Annotated in this window: 10 protein-coding genes and 2 pseudogenes; 2 read left to right on the top strand and 10 right to left on the bottom strand. The window is 71.4% G+C overall.

Annotated features, from left to right (window positions below; all coding sequences use genetic code 11):
- Positions 1 to 1,260 carry an MFS transporter gene (locus tag CP967_RS28140; protein ID WP_150490657.1) on the bottom strand — a complete coding sequence of 420 codons (1,260 nt, stop codon included), beginning with the start codon at positions 1,258 to 1,260 and terminating at the stop codon, positions 1 to 3.
- Positions 1,261 to 1,386: 126 nt separating this feature from the next.
- Between CP967_RS28140 and CP967_RS28135 the strand changes: the two genes are divergently transcribed.
- Positions 1,387 to 2,412: a LacI family DNA-binding transcriptional regulator gene (locus CP967_RS28135; protein WP_150490656.1), complete on the top strand. Its 1,026-nt coding sequence runs from the start codon at positions 1,387 to 1,389 to the stop codon at positions 2,410 to 2,412.
- 159 nt (positions 2,413 to 2,571) lie between these two features.
- Here the strand turns inward: CP967_RS28135 and prcA are convergent.
- From prcA to arc, 6 genes and pseudogenes are all read right to left on the bottom strand, one after another.
- Positions 2,572 to 3,372, bottom strand: a pseudogene (gene prcA / locus CP967_RS28130) (proteasome subunit alpha); the annotation flags it as partial.
- Between the two features lie 55 nt (positions 3,373 to 3,427).
- On the bottom strand, positions 3,428 to 4,273 hold the full coding sequence (gene prcB / locus CP967_RS28125; RefSeq protein WP_150490654.1) for a proteasome subunit beta: 846 nt from the start codon (positions 4,271 to 4,273) through the stop codon (positions 3,428 to 3,430).
- A pseudogene (locus CP967_RS34880) lies at positions 4,225 to 4,359 on the bottom strand (endonuclease VII domain-containing protein); the annotation flags it as partial. The gene prcB and the pseudogene CP967_RS34880, both read right to left, overlap by 49 nt.
- A gap of 206 nt (positions 4,360 to 4,565) precedes the next feature.
- Positions 4,566 to 4,784 (bottom strand): ubiquitin-like protein Pup, encoded by a 219-nt coding sequence (locus CP967_RS28115; RefSeq protein WP_150490653.1) that lies wholly within the window; start codon positions 4,782 to 4,784, stop codon positions 4,566 to 4,568.
- Between the two features lie 120 nt (positions 4,785 to 4,904).
- Complete coding sequence (gene dop / locus CP967_RS28110) at positions 4,905 to 6,416, bottom strand: depupylase/deamidase Dop (RefSeq protein ID WP_150490652.1); 1,512 nt, start codon at positions 6,414 to 6,416, stop codon at positions 4,905 to 4,907.
- Between the two features lie 236 nt (positions 6,417 to 6,652).
- Positions 6,653 to 8,419 (bottom strand): proteasome ATPase, encoded by a 1,767-nt coding sequence (arc, locus tag CP967_RS28105; RefSeq protein ID WP_150490651.1) that lies wholly within the window; start codon positions 8,417 to 8,419, stop codon positions 6,653 to 6,655.
- Positions 8,420 to 8,660: 241 nt separating this feature from the next.
- Between arc and CP967_RS28095 the strand changes: the two genes are divergently transcribed.
- Positions 8,661 to 8,972 (top strand): ferredoxin, encoded by a 312-nt coding sequence (locus CP967_RS28095; protein WP_150490650.1) that lies wholly within the window; start codon positions 8,661 to 8,663, stop codon positions 8,970 to 8,972.
- 55 nt (positions 8,973 to 9,027) lie between these two features.
- Here CP967_RS28095 and CP967_RS28090 read toward each other — a convergent pair whose 3' ends face one another.
- The 3 genes from CP967_RS28090 to CP967_RS28080 all read right to left on the bottom strand — a co-directional run bounded on the left by CP967_RS28090 (position 9,028) and on the right by CP967_RS28080 (position 12,063).
- On the bottom strand, positions 9,028 to 9,627 hold the full coding sequence (locus tag CP967_RS28090; RefSeq protein ID WP_150490649.1) for a hypothetical protein: 600 nt from the start codon (positions 9,625 to 9,627) through the stop codon (positions 9,028 to 9,030).
- Positions 9,628 to 9,845: 218 nt separating this feature from the next.
- Complete coding sequence (locus tag CP967_RS28085; RefSeq protein WP_150490648.1) at positions 9,846 to 10,754, bottom strand: tRNA (adenine-N1)-methyltransferase; 909 nt, start codon at positions 10,752 to 10,754, stop codon at positions 9,846 to 9,848.
- A 58-nt stretch (positions 10,755 to 10,812) separates the two neighbouring features.
- The gene (locus CP967_RS28080; protein WP_150490647.1) at positions 10,813 to 12,063 is read right to left on the bottom strand and encodes a site-2 protease family protein; all 1,251 of its coding nucleotides are present in this window, start codon (positions 12,061 to 12,063) and stop codon (positions 10,813 to 10,815) included.
- Positions 12,064 to 12,079 lie beyond the last annotated feature (16 nt).

The following is a 12,079-nucleotide window of genomic DNA, read 5'->3' as shown; positions in this document are numbered from 1 at the left end:
TTACGCCTTATGGCCTGAGCTGAAACCGGGTTCGGCAGCACCGTTCCGATCATTTTCCGAACCGGCCACGACAGCGGTGCCGGGCCGGGGGGCCGTGAGGACCCTCCCGGTGACCAGCAGGACCAGCAGGGCGGCCGCTCCCCCGCCCCCCGCGACGGCGAATCCCCACGCCGTCCCGCCGAGTTCGACGACCGGTCCGGCGACGGCGGTGCCGGCCGCCGCGCCCACGCCGAAGGTGGTGACGAGCCAGGAGAAGGCCTCGGTCACGGTGCCCCGCGGCGCGTGCCGGTCCACCACGATGAAGGAGCAGGCGATGGCCGGTGCCAGGAAGACCCCGGAGAGGGCGGCGAGCGCGGTCATGGCGTGCACGCCGGGGGTCAGGGTCAACGGCAGGTAGCCCAGGGCCAGCAGGCCGACGACGGCCCGCAGCCGCCGTTCGGGCTCCCCGGCCCACTGGCGCGCCCCGTAGACCGCGCCGCCGATCAGCGCGCCGAGGCCGAGGGCCGCCATGAGCCGGCCGTACACCGACTCGTCCCCGTGGCCGTCGGCGTAGGCCAGGGCGGCCACCGTGATCGAGCCGAGCGCCAGCCCGACGAAGAAGAACGCCCCCAGCAGGGCCAGCAGCCCGGGTGAGCGCAGGGCGCCCAGCCAGTGCGCCTCGCGGGGCGCGGAGCGCCAGGCCCGGGAGGGTTCGCTGAGCACCACCGACAGGGCGCCGAGCACCCCCAGGGCGTTGATGACCAGCAGGGCGGCGGCGGGGGACCACAGCGACACCAGGAGGGTCACCAGGAGCGGCCCGGCGGTGAACATGACCTCCTGGGCGATCGCGTCCATGGCGTAGGCCCGGTGCACCCGGTCCTCCCGGCCGAGCACGCTCGGCCACAGGGCGCGCAGGCCGCCCTCCAGGGGCGGGGTGAAGACCCCGGCCACCACCACCGCCGCGTAGGCGAGCGGGAGTACGCCGAGACCGGTCACCGCCAGCAGGGCCGTGCCCAGCGCGGAGAGCACCGCGGCCGGCAGCTGCACCCTGGGCTGCCCGTGGAGGTCCACGGCCCGCCCCAGCAGCGGCTGCCCCACCGCCGTGCCCAGGCCGTACACGGCGGCGAGCACCCCGGCCAGGGTGTAGCTGCCGCCCTCGGCCCGGACGAACAGGACGATCGCGATGGGGGCGGTGGCGTTCGGCAGCCGCCCCACGAGCGTGCCGGTCAGCAGCCGGGTCGCGTGCTTCGCCCGGAGGATCTCCAGATATCCCGCGCCCATGCCCGCCCCTCTCGTCCGGGTCGTCCACCCGGGGTTTTACGTATAACGTCGGAGTCCATACGTACCATGTGCCCAGCTCGTGGGTCCATCCCACGGCATCCGCACGGTCCCAGCACGGAGGCACGAGTGAGCAGCGCGCGGCAGCCCGCCCCACCCCGGCCCACCAGCCGTGACGTGGCGAGGGAGGCCGGGGTCTCCCAGGCCACGGTCTCGCTCGTGTTCGGCGGCAAGTGGCGCGGGCGGGTGTCCGAGGCGACCGCCGGGCGGGTACGGGAGCGCGCCGAGGCTCTGGGCTACCAGCCGAACCTGGCCGCCCGCAGCCTCCGGCTGGGCCGCACCCGCACCGCCCTCCTCGTCGTCCCCGCGCTCACCAACGAGTTCTTCGCCCGGGTCTACACAGGTGCCGCCGCGGTCGCCGCCGAGCACGGCTTCGGTGTGGTGCTCTATCCCTCCCCGGACGGCGCCGGGCCGGCCAGGGATCCCTTCGCCTCCGCCCGCGCCGCACTCGACGGGGTGATCGCCTCGTCCATGGCGGCCGATGCCCTGGGGGCGCTGCGGGGCGCGGACCTGCCCCTGGTGATGCTGGACAGCGACCCCGGGGACCGGAGCGCGGCGGCACGCGTCAACCTCGACATCGCGGACGGCATGCGGCAGGTGACGGAGCATCTGCTGGGCCTGGGACACCGCCGTTTCGTCCACCTCGCCTCCGCCGTGGACACCTGGACCTTCGCGGTGCGCGCCCGCGCCCTGCACGGGACGCTGCGGGCCGTCCCCGACGCCCGCGTACGCACCGTGCGGGCACCGCTGGAGGTCCGGGCCGCCCTGGAGTCGCTCCAGGCGGCGCTGGCGGCCCCGGGCCCCCTGCCGACCGCGGTGGTCTGCGACGACGACATCCTGGCCGCGGGCGCCTGCAAGGCCGTACGGCGGCTCGGGCTCCGGGTGCCCGAGGACATCTCCGTGTCCGGCTTCGACGACCTCGCCCTGGCCACCGCGGTGGAGCCGGAGCTCACCACGGTGCGGCTGCCCGCCGAGGAGGTCGGCCGGCGCGGGATGGACGCCCTGCTCGCGGTCCTGGACGGCCGCCCGGCCGAGCGGGGAGACCTTCCCGTCCGCCTGGTGGCCCGGGGGTCGACGGCGCGCCCCCGGACATGACGGTGCCCCCGGCGGCCGCGAGGACCGCCGGGGGCACCGGTACCGCCCGTACGGCGGCTACTCCTGCGTGCTCCCGGAACCACCGGGCTTCTCGTCCCCGGCGTCCGGGGACGCGCCGCCCGCGGGTGCGTCGTCCGTGGACGTGCCGTCCGCGGGCGCGTCGTCCCCGGTGCCTCCGGACGCGCTGTCCGTGCCGGTGCCGGAGTCCCCGTCGCCGCCCTCGGTGTCGGACGGCGCGTCGGTCGGCGCGGTCGCCGCGTCGTCCGCGCCGAGGAGCCGGGCCAGCTGCGCTCCGACGATCCGCTTGAACTTGCGCTGCTGCGGCCGCGTCCGGTCCAGGACCGCGACCTCCAGCCGCTCGGCGGGGATCTCCCGCTCGTTGCCGTTGGCCTCACGGGACAGGGCCTGGACGGCCAGCTTCAGCGCCTCGGCGAGCGACATCCCGTCGCGGTGGCGCTGGTCGAGGAAGCCGCTGATCTGCTCGGCGTTGCCGCCGACCGCGACCGAGCCGTGCTCGTCCACGATCGAGCCGTCGTGCGGCAGCCGGTAGATCTGGTCGCCCTCGGGCCCGGCGCCGACCTCGGCGACCACCAGCTCCACCTCGTACGGCTTCTCGGCCGCGCTGGAGAAGATGGTGCCGAGCGTCTGCGCGTAGACGTTGGCCAGCCCGCGGGCCGTCACGTCGTCGCGGTCGTAGGTGTATCCGCGCAGGTCCGCGTAGCGGACCCCGCCGATGCGGAGGTTCTCGTACTCGTTGTACTTGCCGGCGGCCGCGAAGCCGATCCGGTCGTAGATCTCGCTGAACTTGTGCAGCGCGCGGGACGGGTTCTCGCCGACGAACACAATGCCGTCGGCGTACTGCAGCACGACCAGGCTGCGTCCACGGGCGATGCCCTTCCGGGCGTACTCCGCCCGGTCGGCCATGGCCTGCTGGGGTGAGACATAGAACGGCGTCGACACCGGCTATCCGTCCCTTTCTGTCAGTGGCGAGAGGATCCAGGAGGCGTGGGACGGATCAGAGCAGTGCGGCGCGCGGGCCTTCGGGCTGCTGGAGCCGGTGCTCCACGACCGCACGCGCGACCGCGGACGCCTGATCGTCCGTCAGCTTCCGGAAACCGTCGTCGGTGATGACCGTGACGATCGGGTAGAGCCGGCGGGCCACGTCGGGACCGCCGGTCGCCGAGTCGTCGTCCGCGGCGTCGTACAGCGCCTGTACGACCAGGGTGATGGCCTGGTCCTCCGTCAGGTCGTCGCGGTAGAGCTTCTTCATCGACCCCCGGGCGAAGAGGGACCCGGATCCGGTGGCCGCGTACCCGGTCTCCTCGGAGCGCCCGCCGGTGACGTCGTAGGAGAAGATACGGCCCTTCTCCCGGTCCACGTCGAAACCCGCGAACAGGGGGACGACGGCCAGGCCCTGCATCGCCATCGAGAGGTTGCCGCGGATCATCGTGGACAGGCGGTTGGCCTTGCCCTCCAGGGAGAGCGTGGCGCCCTCGACCTTCTCGAAGTGCTCCAGCTCCAGCTGGAACAGTTTGACCATCTCGATCGCGAGGCCGGCCGTGCCCGCGATGCCCACCGCCGAGTACTCGTCGGCGGGGAAGACCTTCTGCATGTCGCGCTGGGCGATCATGTTCCCCATGGTGGCGCGCCGGTCCCCGGCGAGCACCACCCCGCCGGGGAAGGTGGCCGCCACGATCGTCGTGCCGTGCGGCGCCTCGAACGCGCCCTGCACGGGCGGGAGGCTGCGGTTGCCCGGCAGCATCTCGGGTGAGTGGCCGGCCAGGAAGTCCATGAACGAGGACGACCCGGGCGTCAGGAAGGCAGCTGGTAGACGCCCGGTGCTACGAGTGTTGGCTTCCACGCGTTTCCCTCCAGGTATGCGATGGCCCTGCGCAAGGAGTCAGGATCCTCCCCCGACCTGCCGATGGCCCACTTGCGGTCGAAGCACTGTCGTGCCGCTGAAGCACTGTGCCACGGACCCTACCCGCCCGACGGTGCTGGTCAACACGGATCCCGGCAGGGAAGCGCTTCCGCGGGACGCCCTGTACGGGCGCGGACGGCCCGCGGAAGCACCTGCCGCCGGCCCGGACGGGCCGGCGGGTAGAACGGGCCGGGCATCCGGCCCGGGTGGAGCGGGCCGGTGGCCCCGGCGGCTACTCGCCGCCCTTCTGCACGAACGACCGCACGAAGTCCTCGGCGTTGGACTCGAGTACGTCGTCGATCTCGTCGAGGACGTCGTCGACGTCCTCGCTGAGCTTCTCCTGCCGCTCCTTGAGGTCCTCGGACGCCTGTGCGTCCTGCACCTGCTCCTCGGTCTCCTCCGTGGAGCGTGTCGCCTTCTGCTGTCCGCCGCCGGTGTCCTTGGTCGCCATGTAGCTCACCCCGCTCGGTTCGAAGCACTTGATCAGACCCTACCTACGGGGTCCGACATCGGCCCGGTACTTTCCTCAACGTCCTCGGGTCGTCTGATTGATTCCCAGCCGGAGCGCCTTTCAGCCCCCCGTGAGCGTCCGGACCAGCTCGTCCGCCGTGCGGCAGCGGTCCAGCAGCTCCTCCACATGACTACGTGTACCTCGCAACGGTTCCATGGTCGGCACGCGCTGCAGGGAGTCGCGGTCGGGCAGGTCGAAGATCACCGAGTCCCAGGAGGCCGCCGCCACGTGGTCCGCGTACTGCTCCAGGCACCGGCCCCGGAAATAGGCCCGGGTGTCCTCCGGCGGCTTCGTACGGGCGCGCTCGACGTCGGCCTCGTCGAGCAGCCGCTTCATCCTCCCGCGGGCCGCCAGGCGGTTGTACAGGCCCTTGTCGGCGCGCACGTCGGCGTACTGGAGGTCCACCAGGTGCAGGCGCGGGGCGTCCCAGTCCAGGCCGTCCCGGCGCCGGTACCCCTCCATGAGCTCCCGCTTGGCGACCCAGTCCAGCTCGCCCGCCAGGCTCATCGGGTCGTTCTCCAGCCGGTTCAGGGTGTCCTCCCAGCGGGCCAGGACGTCCTTGGTCTGCTCGTCGGCGTCCGCGCCGTACCGCTCCTCGACGTACTTGCGCGCCAGCTCGAAGTACTGCATCTGCAGCTGTACGGCGGTGAGGGTCCGCCCGTTGCGGAGGGTGACGAGCTGCTTCAGGTCCGGGTCGTGCGACACCTGGTGCAGGGTGCGCACCGGCTGGTCGACGGCCAGGTCGACGTTGATGAACCCGTCCTCGATCATCGAGAGGACCAGTGCGGTGGTGCCCAGCTTGAGATAGGTCGAGATCTCCGAGAGGTTCGCGTCGCCGATGATCACATGCAGCCGGCGGTACTTCTCGGCGTCGGAGTGGGGCTCGTCCCGGGTGTTGATGATGGGGCGCTTGAGCGTGGTCTCCAGCCCGACCTCGACCTCGAAGTAGTCGGCGCGCTGGCTGAGCTGGAAGCCGTGCTCGTGGCCGTCCTGGCCGATGCCGACGCGGCCCGCGCCGGTGACCACCTGGCGGGAGACGAAGAACGGCGTCAGATGGCGCACGATGTCCGAGAAGGGGGTCTCCCGCTTCATCAGGTAGTTCTCGTGGGTGCCGTAGGACGCGCCCTTGTTGTCGGTGTTGTTCTTGTAGAGGTGGATCGGCTGGGCACCGGGGATCGCGGCCGCCCGCTCCGCCGCGAGGGCCATCACGCGCTCGCCGGCCTTGTCCCAGAGCACCGCGTCCAGCGGGCTGGTGATCTCCGGTGAGCTGTACTCGGGGTGCGCGTGGTCGACGTACAGCCTCGCACCGTTGGTGAGGATGACATTGGCCAGGCCGATGTCCTCGTCGGTGAGCTGGCTGGAGTCGGCCGTGTCGCGGGCGAGGTCGAAGCCTCGCGCGTCGCGCAGCGGATTCTCCTCCTCGAAGTCCCAGCGGGCGCGGCGCGCCCGGTGCATCGCCGCCGCGTAGGCGTTGACGATCTGGGACGAGGTGAGCATCGCATTGGCATGGGGTTGACCGGGGACGGAGATCCCGTACTCCGTCTCGATGCCCATCACTCGCCGTACGGTCATGCGGCCCTCCTTGCCCGGCGCGCCCCCGTCCGGGAGCGGCGCTCAAGTACCGCTGCTGGTCCCTGCGCGTGCGGTGCCCTCCCCGCGCGACGCGGAAGACCGGCGGTAGGGCAGAGCCTAGAACGCCTCTGCGCCGGTGGGGAGATCCATTACGTCATTCTTCGGCCGTGGCCGGGATTCCCGGAAAAACGGCCGGCTGCGGATGCCCGGGCGGGCATCCGCAGCCGGTCCTCGTTTTACAGGTACTGTCCGGTATTCGCCACCGTGTCGATGGAGCGTCCGGTGTCCGCGCCCTGCTTTCCGGTGACGAGGGTGCGGATGAAGACGATCCGCTCGCCCTTCTTGCCGGAAATCCGGGCCCAGTCGTCCGGATTCGTCGTGTTGGGCAGGTCCTCGTTCTCCTTGAACTCGTCCACACACGCCTGGAGGAGGTGGGAGACGCGCAGGCCCTTCTGGCCCTGCTCAAGGAATGCCTTGATGGCCATTTTCTTCGCCCGGTCCACGATGTTCTGAATCATCGCGCCGGAGTTGAAGTCCTTGAAGTACAGGACTTCCTTGTCGCCGTTGGCGTAGGTGACCTCGAGGAAGCGGTTCTCCTCGGATTCCGTGTACATCCGCTCCACGACCGACTGGATCATGGCCTGGGCGGCGGCTTCCTTGGAACCGGTGTGCTCGTCGATGTCGTCCGCGTGCAACGGCAGGGTGGGGGTGAGGTACTTCGCGAAGATGTCCTTCGCCGCCTCCGCGTCCGGGCGCTCGATCTTGATCTTCACGTCGAGGCGGCCGGGCCGCAGGATCGCGGGGTCGATCATGTCCTCGCGGTTGGAGGCGCCGATGACGATGACGTTCTCCAGGCCCTCCACACCATCGATCTCGGCGAGCAGCTGCGGGACGATGGTGTTCTCCACGTCCGAGCTGACACCGGAACCGCGGGTGCGGAAGAGGGATTCCATCTCGTCGAAGAAGACGATGACGGGGGTGCCTTCGCTCGCCTTCTCCCGGGCACGCTGGAAGACCAGGCGGATGTGCCGCTCGGTCTCACCGACGTACTTGTTGAGCAGTTCGGGGCCCTTGATGTTGAGGAAGTAGCTCTTCCCCGCGGGCTGGCCGGTGACCTCGGCGACCTTCTTGGCCAGGGAGTTGGCCACCGCCTTGGCGATGAGCGTCTTGCCGCAGCCGGGCGGGCCGTAGAGCAGGATGCCCTTCGGCGGGCGCAGCTCGTGCTCCTTGAAGAGGTCGGGGTGGAGGTACGGGAGCTCGACCGCGTCGCGGATCAGCTCGATCTGGTCGCCCAGACCGCCGATCTTGTCGTAGTCGATGTCCGGGACCTCTTCGAGGACGAGCTCCTCGACCTCGCTCTTGGGGACCACTTCGTAGACGTAGCCGGAACGGGGTTCGAGCAGGAGGGCGTCGCCGGGGCGGATGGTGATGTCCAGCAGCGGCTCGGCGAGCCGCACCACCCGTTCCTCGTCGGTGTGCCCGATGACCAGGGCGCGCTCGCCGTCCTCGAGGATCTCCTTGAGGGTGACGATGTCCCCGGCCCGCTCGAACTCCATGGCCTCGACCACGTTGAGCGCTTCGTTGAGCATGACTTCCTGGCCTCGCCGGAGGCCGTCGAGTTCGACGCTGGGGCTGACGTTCACCCGGAGCTTGCGGCCCCCGGTGAAGATGTCGCAGGTGCCGTCCTCGTTGGCCTGCAGGAAGACGCCGAAGCCGGCCGGCGGCTGCGCGAGCCGGTCGACCTCTTCCTTGAGGGCCACGATCTGGTCGCGTGCCTCGCGCAGTGTTCCGGCGAGCCGCTCGTTCTGCGCGGACACGCCCGCCAGGTTCGTCTGCAACTCGACGATCCGCTCTTCGAGAATCCTCGTGTGCCGCGGAGAGTCGGCGAGCTTACGTCGCAGGACGGCGATTTCCTGCTCGAGAAAGGCAACCTGGCCGGCTGGGTCATCGGACCCCCGCCCGGGCCGGATGCCGCGGTTGATGTCGTCGTCGTGGGCTGCCACGGTCCTCACCTCCTCCAAGGGGAGCTGGACGCTTCCTGACCCTACCTGCGTGGGTGGTGATTGAAACCCCTAGATCACAAAGAGATCAGGGTGTGTCCGATCTTCACCCTTGCGCTCTCCCCCTCGCGAAGGGAATACCCACCCTTCGCCTCCGGAAAGCAGCCGGTTGTATCGTCGAGGCGTTCAGCACCCGTCAGGACCGGCTTCCACGGGTACGCATACGCAGGGAACGGCAGGACACATGACCGTGCAGCAGGACGCTCCGGGCGGCAGTGGCACAGAGGAACTGGAGGTCTGGATCGACCAGGACCTCTGTACCGGCGACGGCATCTGCGTGCAGTACGCGCCCGAGGTGTTCGAGCTGGACATCGACGGGCTCGCGTATGTGAAGAGCGCCGACGACGAACTGCTCCAGGACGCCGGTGCCACCACACCGGTGCCGCTGCCCCTGCTCCAGGACGTGGTGGACTCGGCCAAGGAGTGCCCGGGCGACTGCATCCACGTACGTCGCGTTTCGGACAGCGTGGAGGTCTACGGCCCGGACGCGGACTGAACGCTCCGGGCGGGCGGACCGGGGCGTCCGGGACGGAAGGGGCCGGGCCTCTTCCTCAGGCGGCCTCGGAGCCGTCGGCGGCGGGCCCGGCCGACCTGACGAAGGCGTTGCCCTCCCACCGCCAGGTCACGCTCTCCCGCTCGTCGGGGCAGCAGCGCGGTACGCCGGCCGACGAGTAGCCGAGCAGGTCCGCCGAGACGGTGCCGTCGTGGACGGCGAGGCCGGTGACGGTCAGTTTTCCAGCGGGGTCCACCAGGGTCGCCACGACCCGGGGTGCGGCCCCGCCCGTCTGTGTCAGGACGTAGAGCCCGCTGGGCGGGGTACCGGAGCCCGCGTCGCAGTGCACCGAGGCGACCGTCTCCGGCCTGCCGTCGCCGTCGAGGTCGCCGGGGACCGAGGCGGCCACGGTCTGTCCCACGGGGCCGCAGTCCAGCGGGAAGACCGCACCGGACGGGTCGGGCGCGGTGGCGGGGGCGGTCCCGGGGGCCGCCGCGGAGCCGGTGCCGTGCTCCGGGGCCGGGGCGGTGGCCGTGGCGGCGTGGGGCTGGAGCAGCCCCGCGAGGGCGACGACGGCGGCCGTCGCCGCGGCCGTGGCGAGCCAGTGCACCGGCTTGGCACCGGTGTGCGCGAGGTCCGGGAGCGCGGAGGTCTGCACGCGGTATGTCTCCTGATGGTTCCTGGAGGCCTGGTGAGGCGTCCGCCGGCGGTGCGCCGCCGTGCGGGCGGGGTGGGTGGCCAGCATCGTGCCACACCTCACACCGCGGGGGAACGCCGGGGTGCGCGCGGGCCTAGTGCCGTCCAACGCGCGGACGCCGCCTGCCGGTTCCCGGGTCGTTCCGGGAAATCGGCGGCGGCGTCCTGGTGTTGTGCGGGTCAGTCGCGGCCGGCGGAGCCGCTGCGGCGGCCGGGGCCGTCGTAGTCCTCGCCGTAGGCGCCCTTGGAGGGACGGCGGCGGCGCAGCGGCGGTTCGACGCCGTCCGCGAGGCGGCGGGCGGTGACCAGGAAGCCGGTGTGGCCGATCATCCGGTGGTCGGGACGCACGGCCAGGCCTTCGACGTGCCAGTTGCGGATCATCGACTCCCAGGGCTGCGGCTCGGCGAAGCAGCCGATCTCGCGGATGGACTCGACGGTCCGCGAGAGCTGGGTGGTCGTCGCGACGTAGGCGCAGAGGATGCCGCCGGGCACCAGGGCCTTGGAGACGGCCTCCAGGCACTCCCAGGGGGCGAGCATGTCCAGGACGACCCGGTCGACGTCGGTGTCCGAGAGGTTGTCCTGGAGGTCGCCGACGGTGAGCTCCCAGGCGGGGTGCGGCGAGCCGAAGTAGCGCTCGACGTTCTGCCGGGCGATGTCGGCGAAGTCCTCACGGCGCTCGTAGGAGTGCAGCATGCCCTGTTCGCCGATGGCACGCAGCAGGAAGGTGCTGAGCGCCCCGGAGCCGACGCCGGCCTCCACGACGCGTGCGCCGGGGAAGATGTCGCCGAAGGCCAGGATCTGCCCCGCGTCCTTCGGGTAGACCACGGCGGCACCGCGGGGCATGGACAGGACGTAGTCGGGGAGCAGGGGGCGCAGCGCGAGGTAGGCGACGTTTCCCGTGGTACGGACAACACTGCCCTCGGGAGCACCGATCAGCTCGTCGTGCTGGAAAGAACCCTTGTGGGTGTGGAAGTTCTTCCCGGCTTCGAGCGTGAAGGTGTAGTGGCGTCCCTTGGGGTCGGTGAGCTGGACCTGGTCCCCGACCTTGAATGGGCCGCGACGGCGGGCGGCTCCGGTCGGTTCGGACATGTGCTCAGCCTACCGGTAGTCCGGGGTCTCCCTTCCCGGGGCGCCGCGGCGGGGCGGGTCAGGAGGCGGGGCGCGCCATGGCGGCGACGAAGGCGCGTTCGACGTCCACGGTGGACAGGACGCCGTAGATCTCGCCGGTCTCCTCGACGACCAGGTATTCGGTGGCCGGGGTCGCCTTGAGCCGGTCCAGCAGGGGTTCGCCCGCGAGCTCGGCGGGGATCCGCATGCCTTCGGTGATGTCCTGGGAGAGGGAGCCGACGGCGACCCAGGGCCGGCGGTGCTCGGGGACGCCGACGATGGCCGCCTCGCGTACGACGCCCTTGGCGCTGCCCTGCCCGTCGACGACGACCAGGGCGCGGGCGCCGGCCTCGTTGGCGCGGCGGAGGGCCTCGGAGAGCGGGGTGGCCGACTCCACGGGCACGGCGCGCCGGGTGAGGGTGCGGGCGCGCAGGCCGGGGAGGTGTTCGCGGAGCCGGGCCATCCGCAGGCTGTTCCCCGCGCCGGTCCAGATGATCGCGGCGAGGATCGCCGCGAGCAGGGCGTCGGTGACGGTCTCGAACCCGCTGATCTCGCTGGTGGGGTTGCCGAGCGCGCCGGTGTGGGTGAGCAGCGGGAGGCCGACGAGGACGGTGACGGCCAGTCCGCGCCCGACCCAGGCGGCGGCGACGGTGCCGCTCATGGGCTTGCCGGTGATCTTCCAGACGACGGCGCGGAGCATGCGTCCGCCGTCGAGCGGGAGGCCGGGGAGCAGGTTGAAGGCGGCGACGATGAGGTTGGAGACCATCAGCCCGGCGAGCAGCACGCCGGGGACGGTGCCCGCCTCGACGAACTGGAGCGGGACGTAGAAGAGGCCTCCGAGCACGAGGGAGAGCAGCGGGCCGACGAAGGCCAGGACGAACTCGCGGCCGGGGGTCTCCGACTCCTTCTCGATCTCGGAGACGCCGCCGAAGAACTGGAGCTGGATCCGGCGGACGGGCAGCTTGTAGCGCAGGGCCGCGATGGTGTGGGCGAGTTCGTGGACGAGTACGGAGGCGTAGAAGGCGATCGCGAAGAACAGGGCGACCAGGTAGCGGGCGGCGCCGAGCTCGGGCAGGACCCGGTCGAGCTGGCCCCCGAAGACCCAGGTGATCAGGGCCGCGACGACGAACCAGCTGGGCGCGACGTACACGGGTACGCCGAAGGGGCGGCCCATGAGCAGGCCGCCGCCGGGCTCCTCCGGGCGGCGCGGTCCGTCCTTCTCCGGTCCGGTGCCGGGGCCGGTGCCCCCCGCGCCGGGCTGCGGGCGCCCGCTGTCGCCGCTGTTGTCCACGTGGTCCCTTCGGCCG

Source organism: Streptomyces nitrosporeus (assembly GCF_008704555.1).
Classification (GTDB): Bacteria; Actinomycetota; Actinomycetes; order Streptomycetales; family Streptomycetaceae; genus Streptomyces; species Streptomyces nitrosporeus.
The sequence above is the reverse complement of the archived record's forward strand: the minus strand, read 5'-3'. Positions and strand labels throughout refer to the sequence as shown.